Origin of the sequence: Nodosilinea sp. LEGE 06152, assembly GCF_015207525.1 — a bacterium.
Classification (GTDB): domain Bacteria; phylum Cyanobacteriota; class Cyanobacteriia; order Phormidesmidales; family Phormidesmidaceae; genus Nodosilinea.
Genome location: NZ_JADEWR010000015.1, coordinates 83,217 through 100,155 on the forward strand (window position 1 = coordinate 83,217; position 16,939 = coordinate 100,155).

Here is a 16,939-nt window from a genome sequence, read left to right on the forward strand (position 1 = left end):
CCATATTGGTAGATCCGCCCAGAAAAATTTTCTTGGTTTCTTTTACTGGTTGAGAATAGAAAAATATTTACCCACAGGGAAACAAGAGCTTGTGGTATAGCTTTACTCATTTCCCTGTGGGTTTGTTTTGCTTTAAATGGGGGTTGAACTTGGGGTTATTATCAGAAAGGCGCACTACAGGCGCTTCAAAACCATCAGCGATCGCGCCGCCACTGGAATCGCTTGGTCCTTGGTAAAGATACGTTCCTCGGTCACAAAGCGAGGCTCTTTGGTATCGATTTCTACCAACCACTGGTATTCGCGAAACAGCTCAGCCAGCCGAAACTCAATGGTTTCGTAGTGGGCATTGAAAAACATTAAAAAGTCATCATCACTAATGCGCTCTCCCTGACTGCCCGGGCTAGGAATTTTGTCACCATTCAAAAACACGCCAATCGACTTGATGTAGCCAATATCCCACTGGTCCTGGTGCATCTCGGTGCCGTCAGGGTTGTGCCAGCTGATGTCGGTTACCCCAATACCGTGGATGGCCTGCCCCTGGAACCACTTACGCCGTCGAAAGACCGGGTGCTGCTTGCGATAGTAAATCAGCTCTCGGCAAAAGTTGATCAGGTTCTGGTTGCCCTCGGGCAGGTGCCAGTCAAACCAAGAAATTTCATTGTCTTGGCAGTAGCCGTTGTTGTTGCCCAACTGGGTGCGCCCAATTTCGTCACCTCCCAGCAGCATGGGCACCCCTTGAGACAGCATGAGCGTCGTCAAAAAGTTGCGCCGCTGCTGTTCGCGCAGCTTCAGCACCTCGGGGTTGCTGGTCGGCCCTTCCTCGCCGCAGTTCCACGACGAATTGTTGCTTTCGCCGTCGAGGTTGTCTTCGCCGTTGTCCTCGTTGTGTTTTTCGTTGTAGCTGACCAGGTCGTTGAGGGTAAAGCCGTCGTGGGCCGTCACAAAATTAATGCTGGCGTTGGGCTGGCGACCATTCATTTGAAAATAAAGGTCGGGGCTGCCGGTCAAACGGTAGGCAAACTCGCCCAGCGTCTCATCCTGACCGCGCCAAAAGTCGCGCACGGTGTCGCGGTACTTGCCGTTCCACTCTGACCAGTTGACCGGAAAGTTGCCCACCTGGTAGCCGCCCATACCCACATCCCAGGGCTCGGCAATTAGCTTGACCCCAGCCAGTACCGGGTCTTGGTGAATTAGGTCGAAAAAGGCCGACAGTCGGTCTACATCGTATAGCTCCCGCGCCAGGGCCGAGGCCAGGTCAAAGCGAAAACCGTCTACGTGCATTTCGCTGACCCAGTAGCGCAAGCTGTCCATAATCAGCTTCAGCACCTGGGGGCTGCGCATGTGTAGCGAGTTACCGCAGCCAGTGAAATCCATGTAGTAGCGGGGGTCGTCTTCGACTAGGCGGTAGTAGCTGACGTTGTCCACACCGCGCAGTGACAGAGTAGGGCCAAAGTGGTTGCCCTCCCCGGTGTGGTTATAGACCACATCCAAAATCACCTCAATCCCCGCCTGGTGAAGGGCTTTTACCATCTCCTTAAACTCGGTAACCTGCTCGCCCAAAACGCCGCTAGAGCTGTAGCCCGAGAAAGGAGCCAAGAAATTGATCGAGTCGTAGCCCCAGTAGTTGCGCAACCCCTTATCTGCTAAATGTCCGGGCAGCGAGAGAAAGTGATGGATTGGCATGAGCTCGACAGCACTAATGCCAAGCCGCTGCAGGTGCTCAATGGCGACCGGGTGGGCCATACCGGCATAGGTGCCCCGCAGCTCTTCGGGAATGTCGGGGTGCTGTCGGGTAAATCCTTTAACGTGCACCTCGTAGATAATGGTCTCATGCCAGGGGGTGCGCAGTAGGGTATCACCTTCCCAGTCGAAGGTTTCGTCGATCACCACCGACTTGGGCATCAGGGGGGCGCTGTCTAACTCTGAAAACGAGAGATCTTCTTCAGGGCTTTCCCAGTCGTAGCCAAACAGCTCGGGGCCATTGCCGACCTCTCCTGAGATGGCCTTGGCGTAGGGGTCAATCAGCAGTTTGTTGGGGTTAAAGCGGTGGCCTTCTTGGGGGGCGTAGGGGCCGTGTACCCGGTAGCCGTACTCCTGGCCTGGGCCAATACCGGGCAGGTAGCCGTGCCAGACAAAATTGCTTACCTCGGTCAGCGGAATGCGGGTTTCTTCGCCGTTTTTGTCGAACAGGCAGAGCTCTACTCCAGTGGCGTGTTCAGAAAATAGGGCGAAGTTAGTGCCTTTATGGTCCCAGGTGGCTCCGAGCGGATAGACATTACCAGGCCAAACTGCAACATGCATAAGTTGACGCTTTTCTTCTTATAAAGGATACAGAGACTATTAGCCAAAAAGACAGCCCATACCCTAGTTTGAAATTCGCTGTTGGGGCTATCTTAGAACCATAGCAAAGCCTTCCCTTTGAGAGATCTACCTTGAGAGAGACGCGACCCTTGATGATACAGGCATCGTAGGAAAAGTTTCTCAACCGGTTTGCAAAGCCCTTAGCCCCCCAGTATGGCTCTGTTAACACCTGTTATACAAGCTACCTTTTGTTGAATTGAGTAAGCGGATTGGCCTGAGGAATGGCACTGGATCGATGGATTTTAGTAGTCTATTTGTAAATTTGATTAGGTTGATAACCAGTGTAGGCGGTTAATCTTGCTAAGTCAGTAGCCCACCGATGGCGCAATGAAATGTAGATGTCAGCTCCTGTTTTAGGATCGTTGATAGTTTTAATACCTTCGGACTGTAATTGTTCTAGGGCGCGATAATAGTGCTCTTGCCAAAACGACTCGTTCAGTTCTTGCGGTGAAAGTTTTTCTTTTCGCAGAATTTGGTGGTTAAGTTCACTCAGTAAGTGCAATCCGCCGTGCCAAACTTCTGCCACATTTGAAGAGTGGATAATGGAGCTATAGTAGTCCTGGTTGAGAGTGCTTTTGATTAGGGTGGCCGTGTCCATAACCAGATAAATTACCCTAGCTAAGGCATAGTAAGGCTGACGATAGCGAAAGTAAAGCAGCAGAGGATAAGAGTTATTTAGCTCCAAAATGTTGATCAGACTCTGGGCAATGTCTGCAAGATTTTGATTTAACATATTGAGATCATTGCCGGTAGCTAGGCGACGTAAAAGCTCTGCTGAATCGGCTGAACCTGCGCTGCGGTAGTGCAATTTCAGTGCGAACGTATTGCGGCTTGTGAGAGCGCCGTATACGGCCAGCACGTAGGAAAGTGCCAGGGTAAAGATTGAAAATCCTAGCAGACTTTGGAGGACCATTAAGAAACGATGGCCATCGGTTTGTGGAACTAGATCTCCTGTGCCTAAGGTAGTAAGAGAAAATCCAGTATAGTAGAGCGCTGTGCCAAAATCGGTTGGCGTTGTTCCCTGGCTAGTTTGAATAGCGGTACCTAACCCTGGCCAAATAACTAGGGCAAACCCAATGAAAAGTAGTAAAACCCACACCCCAATCAACGTGACGATAGTGATTGACCCGCCGTAGGACAAAATGCGATCGCGCTGTTTGGGCATTCCCTGGGCCGCAACCCGAAAAAGACACCATGTGCTTCGCGCTACTAGCATACTGAGCAGATTATTTTCAGCACGAGGGTGCAATACCGTTAGAAAAATGTCGACCAGCGACACTAGAACAAGTCCAACGCCTACCAGCTGTAGAAAAAATTGCATGCCGCTTGAAGATACAGGTAGAGCGATCGCTCTTACCCTAGCTCTGCCTCAGCAGATCGTTCATCCATCTAGGTATAGACACCACAGGTAGGCCCTTTTGCCCTTGTGCAGGTTATGAGTGGGCACTAATCTATCCGGCGGACAATTAATCCTCAAGGTTGATGCTGGGGTAATGGGAAGCGTTAATAATCAGAACTTGGAGAGGCAGTAGCTGGTGTTTAAAGCGGGTGGCGGCACCTCACTCCGGTTTTTCTGCTGACTTCTAATACGCTCTTTGAATAAGCTGCTGACGATTACTCTCTTCGACTACTTTCCCCACCCATGGTTAAGTTTAGATCTTACTTCGAGCGTTACTACCCCAGGCTAGAGCGAATTATTGCCACGATCGCTCTAATCAACCTAGGGCTAGTATTTTTCGATCTTTCCTACATCAGTCTGCGGCCCGTCTACCGACAGTATCTACCGGTTGTTGCTGACGTGTACGACCCGGTTAAGGGCATTGTTACCCATCCTCAAACCGAGGCTTACCAGGCCCAGGTTGACGCTTTAGCTCAGCAACTGGCTGCCCCCAATCTGCAGCTATCGCAAGTAGAGGCCTCGTTGTCTACCCTGCGAAGTTTGAGCCAGCAGCTCGCAACAGAACGGGTTTTTACAACTCCCAATGGCGATAATGCCCTGGCAACGCTGCAGCAGACCCTTCAGGAGAGGACAGGGCAAAGCTCTGCCCAGGCGGCGTTTGAGCAGTTTTGGAGTGCGGATTATCTCAGCCAGCGGGGGTGGCAGCCAGAATTGGCATTTTGGAATAGTCAAATTCGTCCCTTTTTTGCGGCCAATTACTATCGCAAAATTACCGCTTTAGGGGTGCCAGTTGATTATTTTTGGCTGATTGACTTGCCCTTTCTCCTGATTTTTGCCATCGATATTGTCAACCGCATTCGGGCGTCCCATCGGCGTAATCCGCACTTAACCTGGGTAGAAGCCGCGTTACGCCGCTGGTACGACCTGTTTCTGCTGCTGCCGTTCTGGCGTGGGTTGCGGGCTATTCCTGTGGCTCTGCGGTTGTATCAGGTTGACATGCTAAATCTAGAGCCGGTGCGCGCTGAGGCGCAGCGCGACGTGGTGGTGACCGTTGGGGCTGACATTGCCGGTATTGCCGGTATTGAGATCATTGAGCAAATGCAAAACTCTATCCGTGAGGGTGAACTGCTGGATTTGGCTTCGTGGATTGATCCCAATGTGGATACCAGTGGTGACATCGAGATTGTGGCGGAGGAGGAAATAACGGCGATCGCAAATCGACTGTACACAGTTGGAGTGCAGGATATTTTGCCCCAGGTTCAACCCGATATTGAAGACCTGGTGCAGCACAGCATCGCCAAAACCCTAGAGCAACTGCCGGGCTATCCTAAAACCAGCTATTTGCCTGGCCTAGAGCAGCTGTCTGCCCAGGTCAAGCAGGGTTTGTCTCACTCTTTGGCCCACGGTCTGTATCGCACCATTGCCAACAGCGTGGCAGACCCAAAAGGAGAAGAAATTACCGCTCGTTTGCAGCACAACCTGCGAGAAGCCGTGGCTAGATCTCTCAGCCAACACAATACCCGACAGGATATTGAACAGAAATTGGTCAGCGCCTTAGAAAAGTTCAAGCTCAATTATGTGAAGGCCCTAGCCGAAGCCGGTGGAGACACATTGGCTGACCGCACTGAACTTCTGCGCAGGCAAATTAGCTGAGCCACCTGAACCGAGGCTAATTAGTCAGCCCTTACCCATTCCTGCCCAAGGATTGATGGCAGTGGGCTGAATTTTTTTTACGCTTTAGCTAGAAGATCCTGTCTAGCCTGTCCGGCATTTCCGACAACGGCAGGGCCCCTGTAGATACTAGCTACGAAACTATGCGACGAGTACTCATCATTGGCGGTTGTGGCCGGATTGGCGGCAGTATTGCCCGCGATATTTTGGCTCACACAGACGAGGTTGAAGTCACCATTACCGGGCGCAATCCTCAGTTGGGTATGGCGGCTCTAGAGCGGTTGGGGTCCAAGGTACAGTTTCAGGTGCTAGATCTGACAAATCAGCAGGAGGTGCGAACGGCGGTAGCGAAGGCTGATTTGGTGGTTCATTCCGCTGGCCCTTTTCACTATCGAGATGGCGGAGTCTTGCGGGCCTGCATTGAGCAAGGGGTTGACTACACCGACGTTAGCGATGAACGCAGCTTTACCCGTAGAGCTATGGCGATGCACCCCGAAGCCGAAGCAGCCGGAGTGACGGCGGTAATCAATACGGGCGTGTTTCCCGGCATTTCAAACAGCATGGTGCGGCAAGGGGTAGAGGCTCTAGACGAGGCCGCGTCGATTCAGCTCAGCTATATTGTTGCCGGGTCTGGCGGGGCCGGTGTTACGGTCATGCGCACCACGTTTATCGGCTTGCAGCGTCCCTTTGAAGCATGGCTCAACGGCGCTTGGCAGCCGATAAAGCCCTACACCGAGCGAGAAACGCTGGAGTTTCCGCCCCCCTATGGCCGCGCCAGTGTCTACTGGTACGACATGCCCGAAGCCATTACCCTGCAGGAAACCTTCCCGGTCAAGAGCGTGATTACCAAGTTTGGGGTGGTGCCCGACTTCTACAACCACGCTACCTGGGCCATGGCCCACTGGCTGCCGCCGGCGGTGCTTCGCAGTCCGCAGACTGTAGAGTTTTTGGCCAACGTCAGCCACTCTATGACCGATGTGACCGACCACTTTAGCGGTACTGGGGTAGCAATGCGCTGCGATATCAAGGGGCAGCAGGCGGGCAGGGCTGCTCACTATGTCAGCACGTTTGCCCATGAAAATGCTGCGATCGCAACCGGTTTAGGCACGGGCAGCATCGCCGAACTCATACTCAAAGGCCAGCTCAAACGCCCAGGCGTTTACCCGGTAGAACAGGCCCTCTCAACCGACCTATTCAAAGAGGTAATGGCCTCTCGGCAACTAAGCGTCCACGAAGTAGTCAACCAAGCCGAGACGGCATCTCAACGACTGAAGTAACTCAAGCTACTGCCCTGGTCTGTCTTCACGAATATCTGGCTTAGGTTACAGGAAGTTTTGACAGAGCGACCTAGTAATTACTACGTTACCGAAACCGTTGGGAATGTTCGGTACGTATTTAGAGGAATAATTCTGCTAAAAGGCCGGCATTTGGAAGCATAAATCTAACTATAGAAATGGTGAGCAGGCTGCTGAAGATTGGCAGTCTGCTTACTAAGCGTAGTTTGATATTGGGCTGAACTTTGAGACGGCAGCTATTACTGATCATTGCCTTAGAAAATCCCATTACCAATCGCCCCAAGATTGTCAAGAGGATGATTTTAGGCGATTTTTTCAATCTACCCAATTGTGGATTCAATAATTATCTCCTTCTAAAGGTTGAGGGGGATCCATTGAGAAAGATTTTAACGTTTGATTAAGCAACGTATTTCTTTTTATTTCATTTCTGGGAAAGGGGATGGACCATGTTCCAGCCAGACAGACTACAGGCGTATCTGACCCATATCAGTGAGCAGCGATCGCCCGTTGAAGATACTTTAAAGCGCAATATTTTCATTTACGGCCTTTGGCTACTGGCTATTCCAGCGCTAATCTACGGCGCTGTTGAACGGGCTCTTTCAGCCTTTTCCCAGCCAACCGTAAATGCCCATGACCTCTCTTACTGCTTAATTGGGCTAATTACGCTAATGGCGTGGGTTTGTATTGGTCTAGCCGAAGATAATTCCGAACTACCTGCATTTAACGCCACAGACCTGGTTAAGGCTGAAACCTTACCCTTCGACTCAAACTGTATTGCTCAGCAAAGCTACCGATTGCCATTTCCATACATTTGTCAGATCTATCACCTGCTCAACCTCAAGCATTTAGAAGATATCCATCGCTTTAGCCTTGGCAACTTAAAGGTGATCAAAGTAAGCCAGTTTCGAGAAACTCAGACAGGCGGGCAAATTCGGTTCAAAACTGTGCTTGATTCACCCTTCAACGTTTTAAGACTATGGCGCGATCCCAGCGTGGATGTCGATCTGACTATTCACTCGCCCCACCAAATCGAGCTAAAAGTGCCCGCCTACAGCCAAAAGTTCATTCGCGTGTTGTTTAGCGTCATTCCTTTGAACAGCGAAGAGCACTACCTATGCATTCAAATGTTTAGCGATTTGAGATGGCCCAGGGAGTTGCTCAAAGCCATTCTACTGCTGGCTGCGAGTCTGACTCTGCTAGAAGATTTACCTTACCTGCAGCACCTGGCCAAGCGCAGCCCTAAACACTTAACGAACCAGCGCCTGAAGAAGAAAAGCGCCAGCCCAGCGATGCAGCTCTTCCATCGCTATGTCGATCTCTACAACAGCGATCGCTGGGATCAGCCTCAGCTTCAGCCACTAGATTGATCAATTTCTTCTAGCTTGGTCACCCTGGAGACGGGTGACCTTTTTGCTTAGACCGTGCGACTGTAATGGTTAAGTGAGTGATCAGAACTGGCTCAGTTCTAATCTCAAATACAGCCCTAAAGATACCAAGTCTGCTGAAAAATGCCCTGGACCTACGACAGCTATCCAACATCTATGAAAAACCTGACCACTGAGGTGCGGCGGAAGGCGATAGATATTGCCAATGCCCTTTTGGGCGACGGGTATGAAGACGGACGGGCGATCGCGATCGCCACCGCCCAGGCTGAGAAATGGGCCAAACGGCGAGACAAACAAATCGCCAAGAAAAATACCGGCGGCACCACCGGGCAGGCGGTTACCCCAGAATCTGAAAAGGGCGATGGCGAGACAATTCACGTTGTTTCTGACCCTGATGGCACAGGCTGGATTGCCACCCAGGGTCAAAAGCGCATTGCCCAGGGGCAAGAAAAAGCAGATGTCGTCAATAAGGCTCAAGAAAAGGCTAAAGCCCAGAAAACAGAACTGTGCATTCACAACGAACAGGGCAAAGTAGCTGAAGAAGAAGACTACTCCTAAAGAGCCTTCAGTAGGGTGGGCAGTGCCCAGCAGTCCTTATATGTCCTTACATGACAAAGTAAGCTATAACCCCAAGGCAAAGAAGCGATGCGATCGCTAAGAATAGTGATGATTTCCTTTTGCCAACCATCTTAAAATTTGTCATGACCGCTACAGGAACTAAGCCTCGGAATAGTCTCAGATAGGATAGTGCTATTCCATCTGACGGCCTATTTGTGGAACATTCAACAGTAAGCCATCAGCATTTGTCATCGATTCCTTAACCAAGACTTTTGGCAGGGGCATTGTAGTTGGCAATGCCTTTACGGTAGCCGTGCTTAGTGCTGGGGGCTGGTCCTGAGAGGATCTTAAGCGTTAATAGGGTGTTAATCCCAAGGTACTAATCTTAAAACATTAGTATTCAAGCAGCGTCAGCCAGCCGAACGATGACCGACCCGTTCGCGCGGGGATCAAATCCATCGGGCTGAATGGCTTAAACGGTGGCTGTAGCGACGTTAGAAGAGGGCTTTCACCCGGTAGGATACTACAGGATATACCAAGTCCAGCTCGGGATCTGGAGTTTTCCTACCGGCAAAACTCCACTTCTGGACTTGGACTTGGTCAATTTAACGCTTCAGCGCACGCAGCCCAGAACAGCGGGGTTCGCAGCGGTCTATGGAATTACCAACGGAGTAATGGTTATGGTTGCAATTACATCGGTTCATGGCAGGCAAATCCTCGACTCGCGGGGCAATCCTACGGTTGAGGTCGATGTGGTGCTGGAGGGAGGCGCAAAGGGTCGGGCTGGTGTGCCTTCCGGAGCCTCGACCGGCATTCGTGAAGCCCTGGAACTGCGGGATGACGACAAGGCTATCTACGGCGGCAAAGGCGTGCTCAAAGCCGTGGCCAACGTCAACGACACTATTGCCCCGGCCATTTTGGGCATGGATGCAATGGATCTCGCCGCTGTTGACCACAAAATGCTGGCCCTAGACGGCACCGACAACAAAGGCACCCTGGGCGCAAACGCTATTCTGGGCGTGTCGATGGCCGTGGCTCGGGCCGCGTCGATCGCCGCCGATGTGCCCCTCTATGTGCACCTGGGCGGCCCCGATTCGGTACTGCTGCCGGTGCCCTGCTTCAACATCATCAACGGCGGTGCCCACGCCGACAACAGCGTTGACTTTCAAGAATTCATGATTGCGCCCGTGGGTGCGCCGACCTTCTCTGAGGCGCTGCGCTACGGGGCCGAGGTCTACCACGCCCTCAAGTCGGTGCTCAAAGCCTCGGGCTACAGCACCGCCATCGGCGACGAGGGTGGCTTTGCCCCCAACCTCAAGAGCAATGTGGAAGCCATCGAGGTAATTCTCAAGGGCATTGAGAAGGCTGGGCTCAAGCCTGGGGACGACATTGCGATCGCCCTCGACCCTGCCGTCAGCGAACTGTATCAGGAAGACGGTAGCTACCTGTTCTACAAATCCGACAACAGCCGCAAGAGCACCGACGACATGATTGCCCTGTGGGAAAGCTGGGTCAACCAGTTCCCCATCGTCTCGATCGAAGACGGCCTCGGCGAGCAAGACTGGGCGGGTTGGCAGGCCATGACCCAGCGGCTGGGCGATCGCATTCAGCTAGTCGGCGACGACGCCTTTGTCACCAACCCCGCCATCATTGCCCAGGCGATTAAAGACGGCGTTGGCAACTCGACCCTGGTCAAGGTCAACCAAATCGGCTCGATTACCGAAACCCTGGAGGCGATCAAAATGTCTCACGAGGCGGGCTACACCTGCATGGTTAGCCACCGCTCGGGCGAAACCCCCGACGACTTCATCGCCGACCTGGTGGTGGGGGCCAAGACCGGCCAGATTAAGTCGGGCGCTCCCTGTCGCGGTGAGCGGCTGTCGAAGTACAACCAGCTGCTGCGGATTGAAGAAGAACTGGGCGATCGCGCCAAATACGCTGGCGTCGATACCTTTAAGCGCAAAGCCCTGGTCTAGAGCTAAAAACCCGGTTTCTTCGTCGCCGTTTCAACACCATGTGGTGATTTTGGCCAAGAAACCGGGTTTCTGTACTGGTGCTCTAGGGCCGCAAATACTGTCGAAAAAATTCAATTTGCAGCTGCGCCGCCTGGGGCTGATAACCCGAGCCATAGAGGCTGTGGCCTACCCCCTCAAACTCGTACAGCGTCACCGGAATGTCGGCCAGCTCCAGCGCGTCGTGAAAGTTGCGGGCCACATCGACCTGCAGAAAATCGTCGGAACCGTGAAACAGCAGCGCGGGGGTGCGCATGGCCGCCGCATTGTAGAGAGGTGATGCCTGGATATAGCTATTGGGAGCCTCCATCGGTGTTTGCCCCATCAGGTATGACAGCAGCGACGAGTAACCCAACTGCCACTCGGTCAAGGTGTCGAGCAGAGAGCACTGCAGGTTGGCCGCCGCCACCAGTCGAGGAAACTGAGCCATCATCTGGGCCGTATAGTAGCCCCCGTAGGAGCAGCCGGTTACCCCCACCTGGGCCGCCGTCGTCCACCCCTGCTGAATCATCTGGCGAATGATGTCGGCCCCCTCCCGCACGTCAATGCGGCCAAAGTTTTGCCCTTCGGCCAGGGCGCGGTACAACTCGGGGCCAAAGCCCTCTCGGCCCGAGAGCGGCACCACCAGCACCGCCAGCCCAAAGTTGGGCAACAGGTTGAGCGGCATTTCGACTTCGGTAGCAAACTCATTCGTCATCGAGAACCCTGGCCCTCCCTGCTGCCACAGCACGATAGGCACCCCCTGGGGCGGAAAAGCGCTGCTCGCAGGCTGAATTAAAAAGCCCTGGCGAGTTGCGCTGGCCCCATCCTGGCCAGCTGAAAAGTTCACCACATCCATTCGCACCCGGTTGCTGTCGGCTACAGCGGCGTTGATCGTCGTCAGCGATCGCGGCTCCCCCTCCCCAGCTAGATCAATCGCAAACAGCTCCGGCGGCTGTGTCACCGACGAAAACCCGTAGACAAGGGTGCTGCCGTTCTCGCTAGCTACGATCGAGGCCGGATCCACTGATCCCGGCGGCAGCGGTAGGGGGGTGAGGGTGCGTGTGTCCAGGTCGTATAGATGCAGATGACGATTCAGCCCCTCAGCGCTCCAAAACAGCAGGCGGTCGTCGCCTAAAAACTGCCCCGCCGACTCCGTTGGCCCCCGCAGGGCGTCAGCGGCAATGGTATCGAGCCGGATGCCGTCTAAGTGGTACAGATCAAAATAGGCCGATTCAGGAAATGCATAGGACGGGTAGGGGCGTCCAGCCACCTGGCTCGGTCGATAGCGCTTGACTAACAGGCGATTGCCATCGGCACTTAGGCTAGCCTCGGCAAAAGGGTCGCCGCCATGGTCAGGGGTCATCAGCTCCAGCCGCAGCGGCTCGGGCTGCGAAAAGTCGAACACCCGCACGGTGCTGTGCTGGTAAAAGGGATTTTCGTCGGGGGCTAGCCGACCCAGGGCATCTTGCACGACCGGGTCGGCCAGGCTGGCGGCATTGGGGGTGCGATCGTACAGGCGGCGCTCTTCTCCCGAGGCCATCACCAGCGCCACCTGATTGCCACTGGCCGACCAGGACGGGGGGCGAATCTCTAAATCTTCGGGCAGGCGGGCCACCTCCAGCCGCCGCAGCGAGGGCAAAAACACGATGTAGATAATGTCTTCGGTCTCGCCATAGACCCGCACCGCAAACTTGGAGAAATCCGGGGCCATCCCTAATACCTCCCCATCCTCGGGCTGGGTGGGGTAAACGCTGGTGCGCGAGGCGATCTCGGTCTCACGGTTCAGGGTGATAATTTCCCACGGCCCGTAGGGGTCCTGCTGCACGTAGCGCAGGGTGTCGTTGTCGATCCACCGCAGTGGCAGATCGGGGCTGATCAAATCGTATTCCAGCGCCAGGGCGTCGCTCAGTTCTCCTGTCCGAATGTTGAGAAAATGTAGCCGCCGCTCCTCCGGAAAAACGCGACTGCTAACGGCGATGACCAGGGTGGTGCGATCGGGGCTGAGCGTACTGAGCACGTCGATCTGCTGTACGCCCAGCAGCGCCTCCAGCCGGGCCTGGTCGGCCTCTGCCATGGGTGGCAGCTCTAGCCCCTCCAGCCCCACCGGAATGATTTCTGCGATCGCAGGAGCAGCGACCACTGCTATAGCCCCTAGCAGGCCCAGGCTGAGCGATCGCCAGGCCGCTTTTTGACGAACCCCAGTGGGCAACATAGAGCAACGGAGAGACCGGGTTAACCGGCTGAGAAAACTAGAATTACGCCAGGAATTTGCCACTGGGTCTCTGTAAATAAAGACAAAAGACAAGCCATCATAGCGTTATCCCCTGAGTCAATGGGCGATCGCGCCAGGGTTTGTTAACAACCCGCCACCCCTAGCCCCGAGATGTGTTCAGCAAGCTACCGTGAAAGAAGACTACCCCTATTGCCCGTAACCCAGGCCGTGACCCAGGAATTCCAGATTTCGATTACCCCCGTATCGGGCGCTGATACCTACTGGCTACGCACCGAAGCCGTAGCCACCGGGGTGCCCCTGGCCGAAGCCCAGGTCACCTGGCCCCTAGAGACCTGGCTGGCCCAGGCCGAGGCACTGTTTCAAGACCCGCTGCACGCTCTATTGACCGCTCCTGCTGTCCATTACCCCGACAGTCTGCCTTCTTCCCAGTTAGACAATCCCTGGAATCAGCTGGGTCAAGCCCTCTACCAGGGCATTTTTCAGGGGCGCATTCGCGATAGCTGGGTAGCTGCCCAAAGCGTTGCCCAAAATCGACGGCAGCCCCTGCGCTTGCGGCTGGGGTTTAAGGATAGCCGGGTGCAGCGCCTGCCCTGGGAGCTCCTCTACGGCGACGATCGCCCCCTGGCCACCGGCCTCGACGTCACGCTGTGCCGCTACTACCAGAGCCAGACGATATCCGACCTGGCCGCGATGGCTCCTTTGGCCCCAGCCAGCGTTCCTCTGCGCGTGCTGGTCGCCATTTCTGCCCCCGACGATCAGGAGCGGCTAGCCCTGCGACAGGAAGTGCAAAACCTGATGAATAGTTTGCAGGCCGCCGACCCCGGACACCTGGCGTTAGCGGTCACCATTCTGGAGCAGCCGGGGCGACCTGAGCTAGTGCAGGCCTTAGAACAGGGCAACTTTCAGGTTTTGCACTATGCTGGCCACAGCGACGCGGGCGAAACCGGCGGTGACCTGTTTCTGGTCAACCGCCAAACCGGCCTTACCGACAGGCTCAGCGGCGAAGACCTGGCCGGGCTGCTAGTCAACAACGGCATTCGACTGGCGGTGTTTAACTCCTGCCGCGGGGCCTACACCCCCCAGGACGACGCCCAGGCGGGCTGGCGCGACCAAAACCTGGTGCAGGCCCTGGTCAACCGGGGAGTGCCAGGCGTGATCGCCATGGCCGATCGCATTCCCGATGATGTGGCTCTCACCTTTACCCAGCTGCTGTACCGCAACCTGCACCAGGGGCACCCCATCGACCTCTGCCTCAGTCGGGTGCGCCAGGGGCTGATGTCGGCCTACGGCTCAGACCAGCCCTTCTGGATGCTGCCGCTGCTTTACCTGCGGCCCGACTTCGATGGCTATTTGTATGCCAGAGAGCATGCCGCTGCGCTCAACGGCCTCGACGACTTTGGTGAAGCCGCCCTGGCGGAGGCCGCCCTAATGCTGCCCGACTACAGCACCGATCCAGAGATATCGGGGTTGGCCGCCGAAATACTGTCCCGTCAGGCCAGCGATTCAGGCACCGATGGTCTGGCGAATCGCCCCAGTGATGCCACCGTTCCGCCCCTTTACGACTGGCTGCAAGAAGTAGAGCCACCGGAGGTGGCCGGGGCAAACGCCGCCGTGGCCAATCTGGTGCAGCAGCTCTCTCAACCGTCAACCCACCCTGGCGATGCTCCCCTGGCTGCCGACCTCACCGAAAACCTCCTGCCCCAGCTAGAGACAAGTCCCCCAAAAGCCAGTTATGCCATACCGCCGCCCGAGCCGGCTCCGGCTTACAAAACCGCCTCGGTCAGGCCTCTAACGCCTCTGCGGCGCTGGTCTGTGCCCCCCAACCTGCTGGTCTGGGGTAGTTTAGGCCTGGCTGGATTAGGTACTGTGCTGGGGCTGGCCATTGTCACACTGTCAATGCTCGATCGCCCTGCCCTGCCCCCGATCGCCAGCGATCGCCCTGGGGTCAGCGCTGACGGGGCAACCCAGGCCAGCGCCGACACGGCCCTGCTGCCCAGCGCCATCAATGCTCTGGCCCTCGATCGCACCACCAGCGCCAGAACCCTGATCGAGCAGATGCTAGACCGCACCGACCTGACCGCTGCCGCGTCGGCCTTGGCTACTGCCTCCGAGCCTCAGCTGCAAGACCCAGATATCGCCTACGTGCGGGGTCGCCTGGCCTGGCAGCAAATGATTAGCGATCCGGCCATTGGCACCAGCCCCAACGACGCCATGCGAGCCTGGCAGATGGCCACCGACGGTCGCCCCGATTTTCTGGAAGCCTGGGTGGGGCTGGGGTTTGCCCACTACGCCCTGGGTGATTACAGCGAAGCGATTCAAGCCTGGGAGCGGGCGATCGCCATTGACCAGGCCCAGCGCCGCGATATTGCCCCCGAGGCCAGCCCGCAGGTCGCTAACCCAATCACAGTCAATGCCTACGCTGGCCTGGCGATGGCCTACCAAAACGAAAGCGATATTACGCTCGTGCCTGATGAGCGATCGCCTTTTCAGCAGCAGGCCGAGAGCTACTACCTGCAAACTCTCACGCTGGCCCCAGCGATGGTCAACCCCACGGCTCTGGCTCTCCATTGGCTGTGGTCACCAACGCTGATTGGCGACTGGCAAACCACCATTGCACAGCTAGCCGTCAGCAGTGCCGATATCCTCCCAGAGGACGGCAGCTAGCGCCCTCACCGTATAGAGCAGAGTGCTAGCATTGGTGAACTATTAAACTGTTCCCATGCCTCGCACCCTAGCTCTTCTCGCCCACCCTACCCAGGTAGACACCCTCTTAAGCTGGCTCTCGAAGCATCAAGGGGTGTTAACCCACTTTCAAATTATGGCTCCGCTAGACGTAGCCCAGGGCATTGAGCAGGGTTGGGATCTCAATACCATTGAGCTGGTAACCCTCAAAGACCCTGCCCAGGGAGGCGACATTGAGCTGGCTGCACATATTCTGGCCGACAATGTGGCCGGAGTTATCTTCTTTACCGATTCAGGGGCGATCGCCACCGCCTTTCCCAGCTTTACGTTAGTGCTGCGAGCTTGCCAAATTCAGGGCACCCCCATTGCCCTCAACGATATATCGGCCACGCTGCTGCTGCGCGGCATTGCCGAGAGCCGGATCGCCTACCTAATCTTTAACCCGGTGGCCGGGCAGGGCAACCCCAACACCGATCTGGCCCTAATCAAAGAAGTGCTAGAGCCGCAGATTATGGTCAATGTGACCATGACTAAACCTGAACTCGACCCAGTCGATCAGGCCCGAGAGATTATTGACCATATCCTCTCAAAGAATGAGCACGATATGGGGCGTAGCCTAATCATTGCCTCCGGTGGCGACGGTACTGTCTCAGCGGTAGCCGGAGCTACCATAGGCACCGGTATTCCACTCGGCGTTATTCCTCGGGGCACCGCCAACGCCTTTTCGGTTGGGCTGGGCATACCAACCAACCTGCGCGCCGCCTGCGAAACTATTTTGGCCGGTAATACCCACGTGGTCGATGCCGCCCGCTGTAACGATACTCCTATGATTTTGCTGGCTGGAGTAGGGTTTGAAGCGGGTATGGTTGATGGGGCCAGCCGCCAACTCAAGAACGAGCTGGGGAATTTAGCCTACGTGCTCTCTGGGGTACGACAGTTGGCTGCCGCTGAAACGTTTACGGCCACCCTCGAAATTGAAGGCGAAGTCTCTACGGTGACGACGAACGCCATCACCATAGCCAATGTGGCTCCGCCTACCTCCGTCCTGGCCCAGGGAATGGGTGAAGTCATTCCCGACGACGGGCTGCTGGAAGTGACCATCGCCACCAGCACCACCCGTCTTCAGGGAATCAACGCCCTAGCCTCTCTGATGGCTGCCGCCGCCTGGGGCAATCCCACCCAACGAGACGATATTACCTGCCTGCGCACCAATCGCCTCAAGCTAACCACCGACCCGCCGCAAAAGCTGGTGGTTGATGGCGAAATTTTAGAGGCCAACCCAGTGTTATTTGAGTGCCTGCCCCAAGCGCTGACGGTGTTTGCGCCTCTGGCAACAGTCTAAGCAGGGCAGATGGTTTAGG

At 55.5% G+C, this 16,939-nt stretch carries 10 protein-coding genes; 7 read left to right on the forward strand and 3 right to left on the reverse strand.

Annotated features, from left to right (window positions below; translation table 11 throughout):
* Window positions 1–174: 174 nt before the first annotated feature.
* Together glgX and IQ265_RS19750 are read right to left on the reverse strand one after the other, a co-directional pair.
* A complete protein-coding gene (gene glgX / locus IQ265_RS19745; RefSeq protein WP_194056727.1) occupies window positions 175–2,301 on the reverse strand; it encodes a glycogen debranching protein GlgX in 2,127 nt (708 codons plus the stop codon).
* Window positions 2,302–2,611: 310 nt separating this feature from the next.
* Window positions 2,612–3,526: a potassium channel family protein gene (locus tag IQ265_RS19750; RefSeq protein ID WP_228038176.1), complete on the reverse strand. Its 915-nt coding sequence runs from the start codon at window positions 3,524–3,526 to the stop codon at window positions 2,612–2,614.
* A 477-nt stretch (window positions 3,527–4,003) separates the two neighbouring features.
* On the opposite strand from IQ265_RS19750, the gene IQ265_RS19755 reads away from it, so the two are divergent.
* From IQ265_RS19755 to eno, 5 genes are all read left to right on the forward strand, one after another.
* Window positions 4,004–5,413: a hypothetical protein gene (locus IQ265_RS19755; protein ID WP_194056731.1), complete on the forward strand. Its 1,410-nt coding sequence runs from the start codon at window positions 4,004–4,006 to the stop codon at window positions 5,411–5,413.
* A 161-nt stretch (window positions 5,414–5,574) separates the two neighbouring features.
* Window positions 5,575–6,708, forward strand: coding sequence for a saccharopine dehydrogenase NADP-binding domain-containing protein (locus IQ265_RS19760; protein ID WP_194056733.1), 1,134 nt, complete (start codon window positions 5,575–5,577; stop codon window positions 6,706–6,708).
* 464 nt (window positions 6,709–7,172) lie between these two features.
* Window positions 7,173–8,093, forward strand: coding sequence for a hypothetical protein (locus IQ265_RS19765; RefSeq protein WP_194056735.1), 921 nt, complete (start codon window positions 7,173–7,175; stop codon window positions 8,091–8,093).
* A 174-nt stretch (window positions 8,094–8,267) separates the two neighbouring features.
* Window positions 8,268–8,669: a DUF2188 domain-containing protein gene (locus IQ265_RS19770; RefSeq protein WP_228038178.1), complete on the forward strand. Its 402-nt coding sequence runs from the start codon at window positions 8,268–8,270 to the stop codon at window positions 8,667–8,669.
* Between the two features lie 680 nt (window positions 8,670–9,349).
* Complete coding sequence (gene eno / locus IQ265_RS19775; protein WP_194056739.1) at window positions 9,350–10,645, forward strand: phosphopyruvate hydratase; 1,296 nt, start codon at window positions 9,350–9,352, stop codon at window positions 10,643–10,645.
* Between the two features lie 82 nt (window positions 10,646–10,727).
* Here eno and IQ265_RS19780 read toward each other — a convergent pair whose 3' ends face one another.
* Window positions 10,728–12,875: a prolyl oligopeptidase family serine peptidase gene (locus IQ265_RS19780; RefSeq protein ID WP_228038180.1), complete on the reverse strand. Its 2,148-nt coding sequence runs from the start codon at window positions 12,873–12,875 to the stop codon at window positions 10,728–10,730.
* A gap of 228 nt (window positions 12,876–13,103) precedes the next feature.
* Here IQ265_RS19780 and IQ265_RS19785 point away from each other — a divergent pair, with 228 nt between their 5' ends.
* Complete coding sequence (locus tag IQ265_RS19785) at window positions 13,104–15,560, forward strand: CHAT domain-containing protein (RefSeq protein WP_194056743.1); 2,457 nt, start codon at window positions 13,104–13,106, stop codon at window positions 15,558–15,560.
* Window positions 15,561–15,615: 55 nt separating this feature from the next.
* Window positions 15,616–16,920 (forward strand): YegS/Rv2252/BmrU family lipid kinase, encoded by a 1,305-nt coding sequence (locus tag IQ265_RS19790; RefSeq protein ID WP_194056745.1) that lies wholly within the window; start codon window positions 15,616–15,618, stop codon window positions 16,918–16,920.
* Window positions 16,921–16,939: the final 19 nt, after the last annotated feature.